We start from the raw sequence: 19,413 nt of genomic DNA, 5'->3' as shown, positions 1-19,413 counted from the left end.
CTTATTCGTTGGATTTCCAACTTTGGGGAAGCCGTTTTTTCAGGGAAATACCGTTAAAACAGAAGGTATCTTATCTGTTCAATTTATTTCACAATCTTGGCATGCATTTCCTGTACAGAAATAACCCGCTCAGTAGGATCTGCACTCAATGCCATAGTTGTTGCAAAACCCCCATTCAGCGTTGTGTCATAATGCACTTTATATTGTAGTGCACTGCGACGCAGCAGTTTTGAATCTTCAATCGCCTGACGACCGGCGGTGGTATTGACGATATAGTCATATTCACCGTTTTTGATTCTGTCCTGAATATGTGGACGCCCTTCGTAAACTTTATTCACCAGGCGTGGGTTGATTCCCGCTTCACCTAATACAATCGCTGTACCGTGAGTCGCATCCAGCTCAAAGCCTTGTTTAAGTAACTTAGCCGCTAAATCGACGATGCGTCCTTTATCTTCCTCGCGAACAGACAGCAATGCACGGCCTTGTTTGCTCATGGTAGAGTTACTGCCCAGCATTGCTTTTGAGAAAGCTTCAGCAAAGGTACGACCAACACCCATCACTTCACCTGTAGAACGCATTTCTGGTCCCAGAATCGGGTCAACCCCCGGGAATTTATTGAATGGCAATACAACTTCTTTCACGGAGTAATAAGGTGGAATGATTTCCTTAGTTGCGCCCTGTTGAAGCAGAGATTGGCCTGCCATCACGCGTGCAGCCACTTTTGCCAGCGGCAGCCCCGTTGCTTTGGATACGAATGGTACAGTACGTGCCGCACGTGGATTCACTTCAATCAGGTAGACTTCGTTATCTTTCACCGCAAATTGGACGTTCATTAAACCACGGACACGCAGTTCAAAAGCCAGTTTTTCAACTTGCTGACGCATAACATCCTGAATTTCTCTGCTTAGAGTATAAGCTGGCAGAGAACAGGCAGAATCACCGGAGTGGACACCCGCTTGCTCAATATGTTCCATGATGCCGCCGATCAGAACGCGTTCACCGTCACAGATAGCATCAACGTCTACTTCAACGGCATCATCAAGGAAGCGATCCAGCAGAACCGGTGCATCGTTGGATACACTTACCGCAGTCTGGAAGTAACGGCGCAAGTCAGATTCGTCATATACGATTTCCATCGCGCGTCCACCCAATACATAAGATGGGCGAACAACCAGCGGATAGCCAATTGCATTACCTTTTTCAACCGCTTGTTCGATAGTGCTGACCGTCGCGTTAGCCGGCTGTTTCAGGCCAAGACGGTTAACAGCTTGTTGGAAACGTTCGCGATCTTCTGCGCGATCAATCGCGTCAGGGCTGGTGCCGATAATGGGTACACCCGCCGCTTCCAGCTCACGTGCCAGCTTCAGCGGAGTCTGCCCGCCATACTGAACGATAACGCCTTTTGGTTGTTCAACACGCACGATTTCCAGTACGTCTTCCAGTGTGACAGGCTCAAAGTAAAGACGGTCGGAAGTATCATAATCTGTTGAAACAGTTTCTGGATTACAGTTCACCATGATGGTTTCATAACCATCTTGACGCAGAGCCAGCGAAGCATGTACACAACAGTAATCGAATTCAATGCCTTGTCCGATACGGTTAGGACCACCGCCCAATACCATGATTTTTGGCTTGTCGTTATTCGGGTTCGCTTCACATTCATCTTCGTATGTGGAATACATGTAAGCAGTATCGGTGGCGAATTCTGCCGCACAGGTATCAACACGCTTATAAACAGGGTACAGCTTGTAATCATGACGCAGCTTGCGGATTTCTTTACCAGAAATTCCCACGAGTTTTGCCAAATGTGCATCGGCAAAACCTTTGCGCTTGAGGTGGCGCAGGAAATCAAAAGTCAGGCCGTTTACGCCTTGCTCTGCAACTTGTTCTTCCAGACGAATCAACTCTTCAATTTGCACCAGGAACCAGCGATCGATATTCGTCAGATTGAAGATACCATCAACGGACATTCCCGCACGGAAAGCATCAGCAACATACCAAATACGCTCAGCTCCTGCACTTTTCAGTTCACTGCGGATTTTGGTCAGTGACTGTGGATCATCCAAATTGACTTTCGGATCGAATCCGGTCGCCCCGACTTCCAGACCACGCAGCGCTTTCTGCAAGGACTCCTGGAAAGTACGACCAATTGCCATCACTTCACCGACAGATTTCATCTGAGTGGTCAGACGATCATTGCTGCCCGCGAATTTTTCAAAGTTGAAGCGAGGAATTTTCGTCACAACATAGTCGATGGATGGTTCAAAAGACGCCGGGGTACGTCCGCCTGTGATGTCATTCATCAATTCATCAAGGGTATAGCCGACCGCCAGTTTTGCTGCAATTTTCGCAATTGGGAAACCCGTTGCTTTGGAAGCCAGCGCGGATGAACGAGATACACGTGGGTTCATCTCAATGACAATCAGGCGGCCATTTTTCGGGTTCACCGAAAACTGTACGTTTGAACCACCGGTTTCAACGCCGATTTCACGCAATACCGCCATAGAAGCGTTACGCATAACCTGATATTCTTTATCAGTCAGCGTTTGTGCAGGTGCGACAGTGATGGAGTCACCGGTATGAATACCCATCGGGTCGAAGTTTTCAATGGAGCAGATGATGATGCAGTTATCATTTTTATCTCGCACCACTTCCATTTCATACTCTTTCCAACCAATCAGGGATTCATCGATCAGCAGTTCATTAGTTGGGGAGAGATCTAAACCGCGTTCGCAGATTTCTTCAAATTCTTCACGGTTGTAAGCGATACCGCCACCTGTTCCGCCCATGGTAAAAGAAGGGCGGATGATACAAGGGAAACCAACATCTTCGGCCACCGCCAATGCTTCTTCCATTGTATGTGCGATACCAGAACGGGCAGTATCCAGACCAATTTTTTTCATGGCCTTGTCAAAACGCTGGCGATCTTCTGCTTTATCAATCGCATCAGCAGTGGCACCAATCATGGTCACACCGAATTCGGTCAGCACGCCCTGACGTTCCAGCTCCAAAGCGCAATTCAGGGCAGTTTGCCCACCCATGGTTGGCAGGATTGCATCCGGGCGTTCTTTTTCAATGATTTTGCGCACGACTTCCCAGTGAATTGGCTCGATGTAAGTTGCATCTGCCATTTCAGGGTCGGTCATGATAGTTGCTGGGTTCGAGTTCACCAGAATGACACGATAGCCTTCTTCGCGCAGAGCCTTACAGGCCTGTGCACCGGAGTAGTCAAATTCACAAGCCTGACCGATAACAATCGGGCCAGCGCCTAAAATCAGGATACTTTTAATATCAGTACGTTTTGCCATTTTTTTCTTCTCCTGATTATTTAGTGTTCTGGGCGTTGGTCTGGCAATATTGTTCAATTAATTCGATAAAGTGATCGAACAATGAGGCAGTTTCATGTGGGCCTGGGCTGGCTTCAGGGTGCCCCTGAAAACTGAATGCAGGTTTGTCGGTGCGATGAATGCCTTGCAATGTGCCGTCGAAGAGTGATTTATGCGTTACGCGCAGGTTGGCTGGCAGTGAGCCTTCATCAACCGCGAAACCGTGGTTCTGTGCGGTGATCATCACAACATTGAGATCCAGATCTTTAACCGGATGGTTACCACCGTGATGACCAAATTTCATTTTCACGGTTTTTGCGCCACTGGCCAGTGCCAACAATTGATGACCCAGACAGATACCAAATACAGGAATGTCGGTAGTCAGGAAGGTTTTGATTGCTTCTATGGCATAGTCACATGGTTCTGGGTCACCAGGGCCGTTGGACAGGAAAATGCCATCTGGTGCCATTTTCAGTACTTCATCTGCGGAAGTTTTTGCCGGTACAACGGTAACGCGGCAGCCACGATCTACCAGCATACGCAGGATGTTACGTTTAACACCAAAATCATAGGCTACAATATGGTAAGGCAGTTCTTGTTCTTTGCGAGCTTCCGGCAGCCCATCTGTCAATGTCCAGCTTTCCTGTATCCACTGGTAAGCTTGCGCCACTGTGACTTCTTTCGCGAGATCCATGCCCTTCAAGCCCGGGAATGATTTTGCTTTTTCCAATGCAACTTCAACTTGGGCACCTGCTTCATTACCTGCGATGATACAGCCATTCTGCGTGCCTTTTTCTCTTAACAGGCGGGTCAGCTTGCGTGTATCGATATCAGCGATGGCAACAATATTGTGACGTTTCAGATAATCAGACAGGTTTTCTTCACTGCGGAAGTTGCTGGCCACTAAAGGTAAATCACGAATAACGAGGCCTTGGGCTTGGATGGCGGGAGATTCTTCATCAGCAGCATTGATGCCGACATTACCAATATGGGGATAAGTAAGAGTAACAATTTGGCGGGAATAGGAAGGGTCGGTAAGTATTTCTTGATATCCGGTCATTGAGGTATTGAAGACCACTTCTCCAACAGCCACACCTTCTGCACCGATGGCGCGACCGTGAAATTGGGTTCCATCTTCCAGAACCAATATAGCTGACTTAATCAAAACGCCCTCCAGAATGAATAATCAGTCGTACATATTGCATATTAATTCATGATTAATGTTTAAAATCAATATTAATCGTGATTTTTGTTAAAATTTTGGCAAATTGCGCGCATTCTAATGATGAGAGGTGGAATTGTCTACAAAAAATGGCATTTTCATTGACTTTTTTATAGCGCTCAGTCCTAAATCAAGCAAATGCAGCTGAAAAGAATAAGGAAAGTAGGCATAAATAATCGATTAATATGAAAGAAAATTTTAAAATTAAAAAAATGTGCTTTTTTTCTAACTTATCGAAAATAAGTCAACAAAAAGACACTCCAATCCTATATAAAAAGGCATTAACTTTGATTTTTAAATAAAATCACTCTTAAGCCATTTAATTGCAATTTTATTGTTTTAATCAACTGCATTTACAATGGCTTATATATTTTATTTATCAAATATCATCAAGATTTAGAACATCTTTCATATTATAAAGCCCATTATTTCTATCCGTTAACCACATTGAAGCCTTAACAGCTCCATTAGCAAAGGTCATACGGCTGGAAGCCCTGTGGCTAATCTCTATGCGCTCACCAATATCTGCAAAAATCGCTGTATGTTCTCCAACAATATCTCCGGCTCGTATGGTGGCAAATCCGATGCTTTTCGGATCACGTTCCCCGGTATGGCCTTCGCGGGCATAGACTGCACAGGTTTTGAGATCACGGCCCAGCGCATTAGCAATGGACTCACCCATTGCAAGGGCGGTTCCTGATGGTGCATCAACTTTATGGCGATGGTGGGCTTCAATGATTTCAATATCAGTATACTCTCCCATCACGGTGGCAGCTTTTTCCAGTAATTTTAGTACCAGATTGACCCCGACACTAAAATTCGCGGCAAAAACAATGGAAATTTCACGGGAAGCGTCTTCAATAGCCTGTTTGCCGGTCTCATCAAAACCTGTCGTACCAATGACCATTGATTTGCGGTATTGTCGGCAAATAGCGAGATAAGTTAATGTACCTTCTGGACGGGTAAAATCGATCAATACATCAAAATGTTCGATAACATGGTGTAAGTCATCATTGATAATTATCCCGTTTTTACCGATACCCGCCAGTTCTCCGGCATCAGTTCCCACCAATGAAGAACCGGGACGTTCCAATGCTGCACCAAGTGTAACGCCATCCAATTGCTGGACAGCCTGAATAAGATTGCGTCCCATGCGCCCACTCGCGCCAACAATAGCAATGCGAATATCTGTATCAGCCATAAGGCCCTCTCTGTAAATCGTTTTTAACTGAGGTAACAAAGAAAATTGCTTTACAGCTTAACTGTCAGGAGATGGCTGCACCAGTCTTATAGTCAGACAATTAGAAAAACAGGGATCAGGCAGGAAATTATAAAAAGGACTAAACAGCTAAGAGTTCTAACTATGTGACCGGAGTGAGTGAACGCAACCAACAAAGCAGCAATTTGAAAGATGACGGGTATATCAGATTTGATAGTGCAATATTATTATATGTATCGTTAAATTTCAGAGTTTGACAATAAATTATAAAACACATTTACTTCAATTTGAGTAGCAATTTTATACAAAAATAGGTAACTGTTTTATTAAGTTCCTTTCAGTATAAGAATAGGTTTCAATTTATAATGATACCCAATGGATTTTGAGCGGTAATCTGAAAGACGAAGGCTATAGGTGATTATTTATGGCTAAGCAGGAAAATGTAAAAGAAAGTACCCATTTCTTTCATCTGAAAGAATTTAATGGATTGGAGATGCTCAGGGCAAAATACCATAATCAAGTGTTTTCCCGCCATGTGCATGAAGCTTTTTGTATCGGTGTTATAGAAGAAGGAGCCCAGCGTTTCCACCGTACAGGAATAGAGTATATTGCACCTAAAGGCGATATTATTCTGATCAACGCAGATGAAATCCATACAGGATCTTCTGCTGTACAAACGGGATGGTCATATCAGGCAATATACCCATCACCTGAATTACTGCGTTCGTTGTCACGGGATTTTAAATACGCAAGTGGCTCAATCCCTTGGTTTCCTTCTGCTGTTGTACACGATCCCGGTTTATCCGAGCAGTTGCGTATGACGTTTAATCTCTTGGTTCAGAATGGCAATACTTTGCTCAAAGAAACTATGCTGCTTTCTTCACTTGCCTGGTTAATCATGCGATATGGTCAGACATATATTACTGGGCCGGAATTATCGGATGCAGAAAAACAGATATTCGTGATCAAAGAATATATTAATGCTTATGCAGAAAATGATATATCTCTCAATCAATTAGCGGAAATGGCACAATTGAGTCCGTGGCATTTTTTGCGGCAATTCAAGAAAATCATAGGAGTAACCCCACATGTTTACCTGATCTTAGCTCGTTTACGCATGGCGCGAAGGTTATTGATTGAAGGTAATTCCATATTGAATGTTGCCATCCGCTGTGGTTTTTCAGATCAAAGCCATTTTAACCGCCATTTTAAAAATGCAATGGGTATTACTCCCGGTATGTTTGTACGTTCCTTGCAAAGATCTTATTAACTTCTTTAAAACATTTTCTCTCTAAATAATTTTATCAGTGCATTAACAAATTATTTAATCGCAATTTTATTCAATATTCCGGCTTTAACTATTTGTAAGCTGCTTTTCTAATGACTAGCTTTCAAATTATTGATGTAGATTATGTTATGGAAAAATCATTCTCCGATTCGCATATTGATATTCAGTCGAAAGCTTCTCCCTGGAGGGGGTTTTGGTCAGGCATGTATAATATGTTGCCGCTTTGCTCATCAGTTATCCCTTGGGGGATATTGGTGGGTTCTGTTGCTGTACAATCTGGTCTGACTTTAGGTCAAAGTATTAGTATGTCAGCTATTTTATTTGCCGGGGCGGCACAGTTAGTGGCTTTGGGGTTATTGTCATCAGGTGCGAGTATATTTACCATTATTATTTCTGTCTTCTTTATTACAGCTCAGCATTTTCTATATGGCTTGACATTGCGTGAATATGTTTCGGTGTTAAAAGCTCGTTATCGGTTACCAATCGGCTTTTTACTAACAGACGAGTTGTTTGCCCTTAGTAGTGCCCAGAAAAATAAACAGACTTTAACGCCCGGTTATATGATTGGTGCTGGTTTATGTTTTTATTTGTGTTGGAATCTGTTTAGTTTGTTGGGGATTTTTATGGCTTCCTCTATCCCTGATCTTGCAAAATATCATCTGGATTTTTCTATTGTTGCTACTTTTATCACTATTGTTGTACCTATGATTAAAAAGCTTAGCGTGATTTTAGGGGTTTGTTTTTCTTTGTTTTTATCTATGTTGTTATCTTACTTACATGTTGAGGGGGCAATTATTATTGCAGGTGTGAGTGGCATGTTCTTTTCTGTATTTATTGCTAGATTGGCGAAGGAATAAATAATGATCTGGACATTGATTTTTACTTTAGCCAGTATTATTTTTTTAAATAGATATATTTTTTTAGAACCTAAAATGCCAATAAAGTTACCAAGAATATTAAATGAGTCACTTAAATATTCCGCACCGTGCTTACTTATTGCAATATGTGGCCCCATTATATTAATGGAACATGGAGAATTAAGAGAGTTACCCAATAATCCGTATCTATGGGGAGCGTTGCTGACGACTATATTTGCTTTTTTTATTCGTAATATTGTTGTTTGCGTTATTGTTAGTCTGATCGCGTTTTATATTTTATCCGTTATCTTATAGATAGGAGAGAATTATGAAAACAGGAAACGAAATTTATAAGGAGTCTACTGATATTCGAAATACTTATAGAATCTTACCTTTTCAAGGCGCATGGACTTGGCTGACGGGAAAAGATATTCCTGATAGGAAGCCATTATGGAAATCAAGTTCTATTGAAATGATTTTCTGGTCACTTAGCTGGATTGTTGTTGGTACATTACTTATCCACTGGTCGCTTACCAGCGAAATGTCACTGTTCTTTACTATTGTTATCTATGCTATAGGTGTTTTATTTTCTGCTTCAGGTGCTAGATATGTTGTTGCCACAATTATTCATCAAGGTGTACATGGCAATTTACTATCAATTCAAACAGGTAATAAAATACTATGTGAAATTTTTTCAACAATATTGATTACCCAACCTTATGATTCATATCGTAAATTTCATATCTATGAGCATCATGGCAAAGATTTTTCAACAATAGAGGATAAAGATCTCGCTGCAATATATAAATTAGGCTTTATCCCTGGAAAGTCTAAAAGCCGGCTTTATCTGAATTTACTTTTAACTTTACTTAGCCCATATTTTCATTTGTCATATTTTATCGGTAGAATTAAATCAAATTTAGTAGGCGTTCCAAAATATAGATTTATTATGACAATCATTCAACTCATGATATTAGGTTATCTAATTTGGTATTTAGGCATCGTTTCTTTTCTTCTCATGATCGTTGTTCCTTATGTCATAGTTTACCAAATCGCATCATTATTACATTTAATAACAGAGCATGTCTGGCTATTACGTAAAGAAAAAGAAACTATTCGTGATAGTCATATCAATAATTCTCTAGGTCGTTTCTGTGGTTCACCTTGCCCCAAGAGTTTTGCCTTAAAATATTGGTCTCAGTGGGTAGTTTGGTCTATCGCACACTTATTCTATCATCTGCCTATTAGAATGCTGGTAGTACAAGGGTCACTCGTGTGCCATGACTGGCATCATCGAGTAAGTAGTGTGAAAGACTGGTATAATTATGCGGCGTTAAGGGAAGCTAATGCTGAAAAATTAGCGGAAGAAGGTATTTATGATTACACCGAATTTTGGGGTTTTCATAATTGTTTGGATTATGTATTAACAATGATAAACCAGGCTGAATTAGTAGAGATTAGTGATTTAAAATATAGGCTTAATTAAATAAAACATCATTAAGTAGTATTGTAAGAAATAATTAACGTTAATTTATTAACAACAATAATTTATTATTAATAAGGGTTTGTATCTAATGGATAAATCGTTAGGTCTATCATTAGTAGATTAGATTATTATGATAGACCTATTTGATATTTCATTGACGGAGTTATTTCAAAATCTATTGGGAAATTAGTTATTCTTGCCTATCTATTCTTCTGCCTCTGGCAATTCGCATGAACATCTTTTAGGTATTACTTTATTTGAAACGGCTTTTTGTCGGAAAATTATATCGGAATCGATTACTGACAACTGTAACTATCAACCGAAAATTTCCAACTCGAAAAAGCCGAGTTGGAGTTTACATATGCTGAAATTATTGCCCTCAAGCGAATCCAGTGTTAATTTACTTCTTTCACTTCAACACGCAATTCTTTTGGTACTTCGAAGACAATATTTTCTTCACGGCCACTTAGTTCGTTAACTGTTTCTGCGCCAAGAATTTTCAGGCGATCAATCACTTGTTGCACCAAAATATCAGGCGCAGATGCGCCCGCTGTGACACCGACTGCACTCACACCTTTGACCCACTTTTCTTGTATATCATCGGCAGAATCAATCAAATAAGCAGGTTTTCCCATACGTTGTGCTAGTTCGGCCAAGCGATTTGAGTTTGATGAATTTTTGGAACCAACGACTAAAACCACATCAGCGCCATCAGCCAAATCACGCACTGCTTCCTGACGGTTGGTTGTGGCATAACAGATGTCATCTTTGCGTGGGCCGACAATATTCGGGAAACGGGCATTGAGTGCATCAATCACTTCTGAAGTGTCGTCTACAGAAAGCGTGGTTTGTGTCATAAAACAGAGGTTATTTTCATCTTTGACTTGCAGTTTCCACACATCTTCCGGTGATTCCACCAGATACATTCCACCTTCAGGGTTATTGTATTGGCCCATGGTGCCTTCCACTTCCGGGTGACCTGCATGTCCAATTAGAATCGCTTCTTTACCTTTGCGGCTAGCCCTTGCAACTTCCATATGAACTTTGGTTACCAACGGACAGGTCGCATCAAACAGCATGGTGAGATGACGGGAGCGGGCTTCTGCGCGAATGGCCTGAGAAACGCCGTGTGCAGAGAAAATCAGAATGGCACCATCAGGCACTTCTGAAATTTCTTCAATGAAGATAGCCCCACGCTTTCTTAGATTATCGACGACATAACGGTTATGTACGACTTCATGGCGAACATAAATCGGGGCACCGTATAGTTCCAGCGCCCGTTCTACAATGCTGATGGCACGATCAACACCAGCACAAAAACCACGAGGGTTAGCCAGCAATATTTGCATGGGTTTCCTCCCACTGAGGGTCAATTTCCAACACTTCAATTTCAAAAGTGATGTTTTGTTCAGCCAGTGGATGATTAAAATCAACAGTAATAGAACCTTCAGCCACTTCTTTGATAAATCCCGGCATTTCACTGCCATTCATGGCTGTAAATAACATAATGGTTCCTGCTTCCGGGATACCGGAGTCAGCAAAATCACGTGGAGTGAAGTACTGTACTAAGTCAGGGTTGTGTTTACCGAAAACGGTTTCCCCCGCCAGCGTGAATTGATGTTTATCACCAACTTTCAGACCAAGAAGCTGCTGTTCCAGAGGGGCAGAGAGGCTACCATCACCAAGACGGAATAATGCTGGCTTGCCTTGACTGTAAGTCGAGTCTGCCGTTGAGCCATCATCCAGCTTTAATGTGAAGTGTAATAAAACCGCACTGTGCATTTGCACCTGCATTGACATGTTGCTCAAACCTTCTACTGTAAATGATTACAAGTATACCGACATTGGGTATAGATGAAATTACCAGCCCCAATTTTATTAACCGGAGCTGATTTATTATCATTTTCAATGACTATATTTTCTTCAATGACTATGCTTTCTTCAGTGGCTAAGTTTTCGATACTGATTTTTTGTCATCTGGGCTGATAAAGCTCTCGATGATAATGAGAGCTGCCCCGATACAGATTGCAGAATCGGCGATATTAAAAGTAGGCCAGTGCCATTCCCCGACATAAAAATCGATGAAATCGATAACAAAGCCATGTACCAGACGATCAAACAAATTCCCCAATGCCCCACCAATCACTAAGGCGTAGGCGATATTGCTCAGTTTTTGCTTAGCACTGGAACGATACATCATCACCAGAAGCACAACAGTGATGGATATTGCCACCAAAGCAAAGAACCAGCGTTGCCAGCCACCTTTGTCTGCCAGAAAGCTGAAAGCCGCACCAAAATTCTGGGCATACATCAGATTGAAAGAAGGTATCAACGGGATAGATTCATACAACGAGAAATACTGCAACACGAAGTGTTTGCTTCCCAAATCCAATATCAATACCACAACAACCAGCCAAAGCCAGCGGAGTCCAGTGGAGCAAATGGGTTTATTCATCAGGCAAATTTACGCTCTTCACCGTTGCCGGCAACGTTAGTCACACAGCGGCCACAAAGTTCTGCATGTTCCGCCACCACTCCCACATTTGTGGCATAGTGCCAGCAACGTGGGCATTTCTCACCGACAGCTTTGCGGAAAGCTACTTTTAGACCAGCCAGTTCGCTTTGTTGTGCGGTGTCTCCGGCTGTAGTGTAAGCAGCAACTTCAGCTTGAGAAGTCAGTAGTACAAAACGCAATTCATCGGACAGTTTGTTGAGTTTTTCTGCCAGCGCTTCATCTGCATAGAGTGTGATAGCCGCTTCCAGTGAACTGCGGATATGTTTATCAGCACGAGCCTGTTCCAGAACTTTGTTGACCTCACCACGTACTGCCAATAGATCTGCCCAGAAAGCATCGTTCATATCTTCGCCGTCAGCCAGACCAAACAGCCCTTCATACCACTCTTCGGTAAAGACATATTGAGCACGTTCGCCCGGCAATTCATTCCAGATTTCGTCAGCAGTGAAGGAGAGGATTGGTGCCATCCAGCGAACCAGTGCTTCTGCAATATGGAATAATGCGGTCTGGCAGCTACGGCGGGCAAGGCTATCACCTTTCGCGGTGTACTGGCGATCTTTGATGATATCCAAATAGAATGAACCCATTTCCACGGAGCAGAACTGCATCAAACGCTGAACCACAGAGTGGAAATCATATTCATCATAGTATTTGAGGATATCAGCCTGTGCTGCTTGAGCACGGCCTACTGCCCAGCGATCCAGAACAACCATCTCTTCTGTTTTCACCATGTGTTGCTCCGGATTGAAGCCATTCAGGTTTGCCAGCAGGAAGCGAGAGGTGTTGCGGATACGGCGGTAAGCATCAGCGGAACGTTTCAGGATTTCATCAGAAACCGCGATCTCACCAGTATAATCAGTAGATGCTACCCATAAGCGCAGGATATCCGCACCCAGTTTGTTCATTACATCTTGTGGGCTGACGGTATTACCGATGGATTTGGACATTTTGCGTCCTTGCTCATCAACGGTGAATCCATGAGTCAGCACTTGACGATAAGGTGCTTTGCCTTTGATAGCAGTAGACAGCATCAGTGAGGACATGAACCAGCCACGGTGCTGGTCAGAACCTTCCATATAAAGGTCAGCGGACTTGCCGTTGAATTCTGGACGTGCATCCACAACGGAGGAGTGGGTACTTCCTGAATCAAACCAGACATCCAGCGTATCTGGAGCTTTAGTGTAATCGGCTGCTTCATCACCCAATAGTTCTGCTGCGTCCAGATCCCACCATGCCTGAATACCATCCACTTCAATCCGTTTGGCAACTTCTTCGATCAATTCAACAGTGCGCGGATGTGGTTCTTGTGTCTCTTTATGAACGAACAGGGACATCGGTACACCCCATGTACGCTGACGAGAGATACACCAGTCCGGACGGTTTTCGACCATTGATTCAATACGTGCTTGCCCCCAGCCCGGAATCCACTGTACTCCTTTGATTTCTTTCATTGACTGGGTACGCAGACCGTTTTGATCCATGCTGATAAACCACTGTGGCGTTGCACGGAAGATGATCGGCTTTTTATGGCGCCAGCAGCAAGGGTAGCTGTGCTGAATTTTGTTCAGGCTCAGTAGGGCGCCTTTTTCTTTCAGCAGTTCAACGATGATATCGTTCGCTTTGAAAACAAACATGCCATCCAGTGACGGATATGTACCAGAAATATAGCAACCATTCGGGCCAACCGGATTAGCGATTTCAAGACCATATTTCAGGCTGATGGAATAGTCATCAGGGCCATGGCCACCAGCGGTATGCACTGCACCGGTACCTGCTTCCAGTGTAACGTGATCACCGAGGATAGCAGGAACATCGTAGTCCATAAATGGGTGCTTAAAGCGCATCAGTTCCAGATCAGCACCTGTACAATCGCTGACAACTTCCCATGAAGTAATACCTGACCGTTGCATAACCTGTTCAACCAGTTCAGCCGCCAGAATCAGGCATTCGTTATCAATTTTAACTAATTGGTAGGTGATTTCTGCATTTAATGAAATTGCACGGTTTGCTGGCAATGTCCACGGCGTGGTTGTCCAGATAACCAGAGAAACTGGCAGACCTTGTGGTTTTACACCAAATTTGGCGTATACGGCATCAGCATCAACAGCAGGGAAACTGACATCAATGGAAGGGGAGGTCTTATCGTAGTATTCCACTTCGGCTTCAGCGAGGGAAGAGCCGCAGTCAGTACACCAATGAACAGGTTTTACGCCTTTCAGCAAATGACCATTTTTGATGATACGACCCAATGCACGAATGATGTCTGCTTCAGTTTTGAAATCCATCGTCAGGTAAGGTTTATCCCAGTCGCCCAGAACGCCCAGACGTTTGAAGTCCGTTTTCTGTGCTTCAACCTGAGTCATGGCATATTTACGGCACTCAGCCCGGAATTCAGCGGCGGAAAATTTTTCCCCTGGCTTACCGATGATTTGCTCAACCTTGAGCTCAATTGGCAAACCATGGCAGTCCCAACCTGGAATATAAGGCGAATCAAAGCCTGATAATCCTTTGGATTTAATAACAATATCTTTGAGAATTTTATTAACTGAGTGACCAATATGAATATTGCCATTTGCATAAGGAGGGCCGTCATGCAAAATAAACGTTTTCTTACCAGATTTTGCTTTTCTGATTGCCTGATACAAACCTTCTTTGTACCAACGTTTCAACATATCTGGTTCGCGCTTGGCTAAATCCCCGCGCATGGGGAACCCTGTTTCCGGTAAATTCAGGGTGTCTTTATAGTCACTCATTATTGATTCTCAGTTCCAATTTTCCGCTATATCCCTTGTCTTTCATATTGCTGCCTTTATTTTGTTGGCTGCAATTTGAAATTCATTGGGTATCAGGTATATGACTCGGATCGCTGCAAGAGATAATCCCTTGCGGCAACCACATCATTTGCGATTTGCTGTTTTAGCGCATCAAGCGACGCAAACCGCTGTTCATCACGCAATTTTTTACGTAATACCACATCAATATGATGCCCATACAAATCCATTTGGGTATCAATCAAATGCACTTCAAGCTGCTGGCTTTGGCCGGCAACTGTAGGACGATTGCCTATATTTGCAACACCCGGCAAAGGGGTATCGCCCAATCCGTGGACTTCTACAGCATAAACGCCCTTAACTGGTGCCACTAAACGTTTTAATGGCAGGTTGGCTGTGGGAAACCCGATGGTACGTCCCAATTTATTACCATGAACGACTCTGCCACTTATGCTGTAAGGATGTCCCAGCAATGTTTCAGCCAATGCCAGATCATTACTTTGCAGTGCCTGACGAATGGCTGTACTGCTGATCCTAAGGCCACTGTCACAAAAACTATCTGTGCTGGCGACATCAAACTTGTATTGTTTACCTGCCTGCTGCAAATAATAGAAATCTCCGAGGCGATTCTTGCCAAAGCGGAAATCATCACCTATTGCCAGAAACTTAACACCCAGTTTTTCAACGAGCAACTTTGAAACAAAAGATTCCGGTGAGTTGGATGCAAAATACTTGTCAAATTTTACGCATAACAGATAATCAACGCCATTTTGGGCCAGATATTTTATTTTATCTCTCAGCCTCGTCAGGCGGGCTGGTGCTTTATCTGCCGCAAAAACTTCCAGAGGCTGCGGTTCGAAAATCATGACCATCGTCGGTAATCCGAGACGCTGCCCTTCTTGCTTCAAGTGTTTTAATAAAGCCTGATGCCCTCGATGGACACCATCAAAATTACCAATCGTCAGCACGCAACCATGGTGACGCGACCGGATATTGTGTATACCGCGAATTAGCTCCATAGCTGGCTCAATACCGTGGAAATTGCCGGATTATACCTTGTACAAAGCGCAAGGTTAACCCACGATCACAAAGGGTTTTAATTAATAACCTGATTCATACAATAAAAATAGGCCAGATGCCCGAAAAATATTTAATTTATCTCATTTCTCTGAGATTCATTCTGTTTTTTTCTTGCGAAGGACTGTATTCCCTCTCAGTAAGCTGATAAAATCCTGCACTATCACAACGTAACCAGCGTCGCCGTACAACGACGCTTATTTGCACAAATCCATTGACAAAAGAAGGCTGAACAGGCATATTCCTCGGCCTTTGAATTGTCCTCGATAGAATATATTTGGGAGTTGGACCTTGGCTAATATCAAATCAGCTAAGAAACGCGCCGTACAGTCTGAGAAACGCCGTCAGCACAACGCAAGCCGTCGTTCTATGGTGCGTACTTTTATCAAGAAAGTATACGCGGCTATCGCTGCTGGCGATAAAGAAACTGCACAGAAAGCATTCAATGACATGCAACCAATTGTTGATCGTCACGCCTGCAAGGGTCTGATCCACAAAAATAAAGCAGCACGTCATAAATCTGCTCTGGCAGCACAAATCAAAGCAATGTAATTATTTGTTTTGGTTATGCTAAAAAAAACCGGCTTATAGCCGGTTTTTTTGTATCTGCAGGTTTTTTAATTTAAAGGTCTTAATATTCTAGTTCTAACGTAATCTTTCAGGACTACTTTTGGGAGGTGAGCTAAATAAAGTCGAGAAATCTTTATTGCATACTCGCTGAACTGCCGGATGTTGGATCATACGCTCTGCAAAAATGACGTAATACTCTTCCTGTACAGTATCCAGCCGGCCTATTTCGACAATATCACTATCAGCAAAAATATCATTGGCATAGAAGGAAGGTGCAATGAAAATAGCGTTATGGTACATACCAAATGCTTTCATCAGTGCGGCATCATCAAATTCACCCAGTACCTCAACCTGAAGGTTTTTATTGCGTATCCATGTCAGTAGCTTTCTGCCCAGCATGGAGCGGCGACCAGGGATCAGCAAACGGCGCTCTTCCAAACATTCTGGAAACGGTTTTTCTGGGATTGGCTGACGGCAGTAAAAACTGATTTTACATTCACCCAGCTTCACTGAGAATAATCCTTCTTGCTGAGAAGAATCCACCGGACAATCTGACAAGATCATGTCCAATTTATGCTGACTGAGTTGTTCAAGCAGCATTTCATGTGTTGATTCAAAACAGCGTAAGTGAATTTTCTCATGTTCCACAACAGCCGTTTCCAGCACTTTGCTGACTAAACGCTTGGACAGAGCATCAGCGACACCAACATCAAACAGTAGATTTGATTCTCGGCTGTAAGTAACGATATCCAGCATTTCCTGACTGAGCGTAAACATTTTATCCGCATAACGGAAAATCAATTGTCCCAGTTCAGAAGGTACCAAACCTCTTCCCTGTCGCTTGAATAATTTTCCATCCAGACGTTCTTCCAGTGCCTTGATCTGCCCAGTAATGGTCTGTGGCGTCAGATAAAGCGCCTCTGCTGCACCCACAACAGAACCTTCTTTGCAAACATGCCAAAAATAATAGAGGTGATTAAAGTTTAAATGTGAAACCCGCATATATTTATCCTTGTGTATGCCTCTTTAATACCCTTTATTGGGCATATGACAGCCGTGACTATACATTTCAGGCTGCCAGATTATGGCATTCTCCTATTTTCTATTGATAAAAAAAATCGCGGCAGCCATGGCTAATGTTGTACCACGAATATTAAAAGGGTGAATTAGTTCGGAAATTGTTTATGTATCTGTGTTTAAATTAATCTATTCATTTACTTTTGGCTACGTTTTTTCTTTGGCAACAGTGTGCTTAATAATCCATAACCAACGACGGCAGCAGTGGTGGAGCCAATCAATATGCCTAAACGTGCATAAGTACTGAAAGCGTCATTTAGACCTTCAAATGCCAGTCCAGAAATAAAGATAGACATAGTAAAACCGATCCCACACAGTACAGAAACGGCGAATATTTGCTCCATACCAATTTTTTCTGGTAATTTTGCAATGCCTAGTTTGACTGAAATCCAGCTAAACAGGAAAATGCCCAATGGCTTGCCGATAAACAGACCAAGGGCAATGCCTACAGGCAACATGCTTGTTAAACCATCCATTGTGACGCCCTGTAATGAGACCCCTGCATTAGCAAAGGCAAACAGTGGCAGAATCAAATACGCCACCCAAGGATGAAGTTCATGTTCCAGAACTTCTGAAGGTGAATTCCCTTTTTTGTCGTGCAGAGGGATCAAAAACCCAACGATAACGCCAGCCAGAGTCGCATGAACCCCAGATTTTAGGATACAAACCCACAAAACAATACCGACAATCAGATAATTAGATGTTTTGGCTACTCCTTTCCAGTTCATCCAGACAAGAAGTGCGATCATGGCCGCAGCGAGTCCAAGTGCTCCCAAAGAAACGCTCTTGGTATAGAACAAAGCAATAATGACGATAACACCTAAGTCATCAATAATTGCCAGAGCAAGCAAAAATACTTTTAACGCTGTGGGAACTCGTTTTCCCAACAATGCCATTATCCCGAGTGCAAACGCGATATCCGTTGCTGCGGGAATTGCCCAGCCTTGTCGCGTGATGTCATCACTGCCATTAAACAGCAAATAGATCAGTGCCGGAGCCAGCATTCCGCCAAGCGCAGCAATGGCAGGAAAAATCGCTTTGTCACGACCAGCAAGCGAACCTTCCATGAGTTCCCGCTTCACTTCCAGACCGACAATCAGGAAGAATATTGCCATTAATCCATCATTTATCCATAGCAATAACGGTTTGTTGATTTCCAACGCAGCAAATTGAACTGCAACAGGAAGATTGAGAAATTGATGATAAATACCCTGCAATGGCGTATTCGCCATAACCAGCGCAATAAGGGCCGCAATGATGAGAAAAATTCCACCAGCTGCCTCCAATTTCAAGAATTGGCGAATAATTGCAGTCATGAATAGGTAACCTTTGAAATTGATCGGTGTCGCTAATGTTATGATAGTTATGATATCGGAAAAAACAGATTATTTGTGCAATTAGTGTAGTTAAAAACGAATAATTTCAATATGAAAATAACAGTTTTGGGATCATTGATAAAATGTATTAAATAGTAGAAGATGTTTTTTCCATCAACTATGCTAACAATATGAGTAACACCCTCTATGACAACCTTGGTTTTCTTGTTTGTTCTCGGCGCAGCTCTATTGCATGCCAGTTGGAATACTTTAGTAAAAATTAGTGTTGATCGGTTCTTGGGTATTTCGATTATTGTCTTTTTTGCCGGCATGATTGCGACATTAGGACTATTTTGGGTTGGATTGCCGACATTGTCCTCCCTGCCGTGGTTAATATTATCTGCGATCTTACATACGGCTTATTGTCTGTTTTTAAGCCGCTCTTATACGACAGGAGACTTGGGGCAGGTATATCCCATTGCCAGAGGTTGTGCGCCATTAATCACGGCTTTATTGAGCTGGCTTATCTTGCGGGAAATGTTACCGCCGCTTGCCATGTTGGCAGGGCGCGAGCATACTTTTTTAACATCTATTGAATGAAAATTAATAGCATGATCTAATTAGCCTTATTTCTCTTCTAATCGCTTACCTATGACCCTGATTGAACATTTATCCGTTGTTAAAGAAAC

The 19,413-nt window shown here is 42.8% G+C and carries 16 protein-coding genes; 6 read left to right on the top strand and 10 right to left on the bottom strand.

All coding sequences use genetic code 11. The annotated features are described in order from the left end of the window. Positions 1-83 precede the first annotated feature (83 nt). From carB to dapB, 3 genes are all read right to left on the bottom strand, one after another. Entirely contained in the window at positions 84-3,308 is a 3,225-nt protein-coding gene (gene carB / locus AACQ81_RS11045) for a carbamoyl-phosphate synthase large subunit (RefSeq protein WP_237385356.1), read from the bottom strand. 16 nt (positions 3,309-3,324) lie between these two features. Next, the gene (carA, locus tag AACQ81_RS11040; protein WP_237385355.1) at positions 3,325-4,491 is read right to left on the bottom strand and encodes a glutamine-hydrolyzing carbamoyl-phosphate synthase small subunit; all 1,167 of its coding nucleotides are present in this window, start codon (positions 4,489-4,491) and stop codon (positions 3,325-3,327) included. Between the two features lie 436 nt (positions 4,492-4,927). Next, a complete protein-coding gene (gene dapB, locus AACQ81_RS11035) occupies positions 4,928-5,749 on the bottom strand; it encodes a 4-hydroxy-tetrahydrodipicolinate reductase (protein ID WP_237385354.1) in 822 nt (273 codons plus the stop codon). Between the two features lie 442 nt (positions 5,750-6,191). On the opposite strand from dapB, the gene AACQ81_RS11030 reads away from it, so the two are divergent. From AACQ81_RS11030 to AACQ81_RS11015, 4 genes are all read left to right on the top strand, one after another. Continuing rightward, entirely contained in the window at positions 6,192-7,037 is an 846-nt protein-coding gene (locus AACQ81_RS11030) for an AraC family transcriptional regulator (protein WP_237385353.1), read from the top strand. Between the two features lie 221 nt (positions 7,038-7,258). Then, positions 7,259-7,912, top strand: a complete 654-nt coding sequence (locus tag AACQ81_RS11025) for an AzlC family ABC transporter permease (protein ID WP_237385454.1) — start codon at positions 7,259-7,261, stop codon at positions 7,910-7,912. A gap of 3 nt (positions 7,913-7,915) precedes the next feature. Beyond that, entirely contained in the window at positions 7,916-8,227 is a 312-nt protein-coding gene (locus AACQ81_RS11020) for an AzlD domain-containing protein (protein WP_237385352.1), read from the top strand. Positions 8,228-8,240: 13 nt separating this feature from the next. Then, positions 8,241-9,398, top strand: a complete 1,158-nt coding sequence (locus AACQ81_RS11015) for a hypothetical protein (RefSeq protein WP_237385351.1) — start codon at positions 8,241-8,243, stop codon at positions 9,396-9,398. A gap of 395 nt (positions 9,399-9,793) precedes the next feature. Here the strand turns inward: AACQ81_RS11015 and ispH are convergent, their stop codons facing one another. The 5 genes from ispH to ribF all read right to left on the bottom strand — a co-directional run bounded on the left by ispH (position 9,794) and on the right by ribF (position 15,703). Beyond that, positions 9,794-10,747 (bottom strand): 4-hydroxy-3-methylbut-2-enyl diphosphate reductase, encoded by a 954-nt coding sequence (gene ispH, locus AACQ81_RS11010; RefSeq protein WP_237385350.1) that lies wholly within the window; start codon positions 10,745-10,747, stop codon positions 9,794-9,796. Further along, positions 10,728-11,198, bottom strand: coding sequence for an FKBP-type peptidyl-prolyl cis-trans isomerase (gene fkpB / locus AACQ81_RS11005; RefSeq protein WP_237385349.1), 471 nt, complete (start codon positions 11,196-11,198; stop codon positions 10,728-10,730). The genes ispH and fkpB overlap by 20 nt, the downstream gene beginning before the upstream one ends. Positions 11,199-11,346: 148 nt before the next feature. Next, complete coding sequence (gene lspA, locus AACQ81_RS11000; protein WP_237385348.1) at positions 11,347-11,853, bottom strand: signal peptidase II; 507 nt, start codon at positions 11,851-11,853, stop codon at positions 11,347-11,349. Further along, the gene (ileS, locus tag AACQ81_RS10995) at positions 11,853-14,666 is read right to left on the bottom strand and encodes an isoleucine--tRNA ligase (RefSeq protein WP_237385347.1); all 2,814 of its coding nucleotides are present in this window, start codon (positions 14,664-14,666) and stop codon (positions 11,853-11,855) included. The genes lspA and ileS overlap by 1 nt, the downstream gene beginning before the upstream one ends. Positions 14,667-14,758: 92 nt before the next feature. Then, positions 14,759-15,703 carry a bifunctional riboflavin kinase/FAD synthetase gene (ribF, locus tag AACQ81_RS10990; RefSeq protein WP_237385346.1) on the bottom strand — a complete coding sequence of 315 codons (945 nt, stop codon included), beginning with the start codon at positions 15,701-15,703 and terminating at the stop codon, positions 14,759-14,761. 349 nt (positions 15,704-16,052) lie between these two features. Between ribF and rpsT the strand changes: the two genes are divergently transcribed. Next, positions 16,053-16,313 carry a 30S ribosomal protein S20 gene (gene rpsT, locus AACQ81_RS10985; protein ID WP_237385345.1) on the top strand — a complete coding sequence of 87 codons (261 nt, stop codon included), beginning with the start codon at positions 16,053-16,055 and terminating at the stop codon, positions 16,311-16,313. Positions 16,314-16,406: 93 nt separating this feature from the next. Here rpsT and nhaR read toward each other — a convergent pair whose 3' ends face one another. Both nhaR and nhaA read right to left on the bottom strand, forming a co-directional pair. After that, complete coding sequence (gene nhaR / locus AACQ81_RS10980) at positions 16,407-17,333, bottom strand: transcriptional activator NhaR (RefSeq protein ID WP_237385344.1); 927 nt, start codon at positions 17,331-17,333, stop codon at positions 16,407-16,409. Between the two features lie 212 nt (positions 17,334-17,545). Continuing rightward, positions 17,546-18,724 (bottom strand): Na+/H+ antiporter NhaA, encoded by a 1,179-nt coding sequence (nhaA, locus tag AACQ81_RS10975; protein ID WP_237385343.1) that lies wholly within the window; start codon positions 18,722-18,724, stop codon positions 17,546-17,548. 207 nt (positions 18,725-18,931) lie between these two features. On the opposite strand from nhaA, the gene AACQ81_RS10970 reads away from it, so the two are divergent. Continuing rightward, a complete protein-coding gene (locus AACQ81_RS10970; RefSeq protein WP_237385342.1) occupies positions 18,932-19,324 on the top strand; it encodes an EamA family transporter in 393 nt (130 codons plus the stop codon). The last annotated feature ends 89 nt before the right edge of the window (positions 19,325-19,413 follow it).

Source organism: Xenorhabdus sp. Sc-CR9 (assembly GCF_963897815.1).
Taxonomy (GTDB): domain Bacteria; phylum Pseudomonadota; class Gammaproteobacteria; order Enterobacterales; family Enterobacteriaceae; genus Xenorhabdus.
Note: the sequence above shows the minus strand (reverse complement) of the source record. Positions and strands in the feature narration are given on the sequence as shown.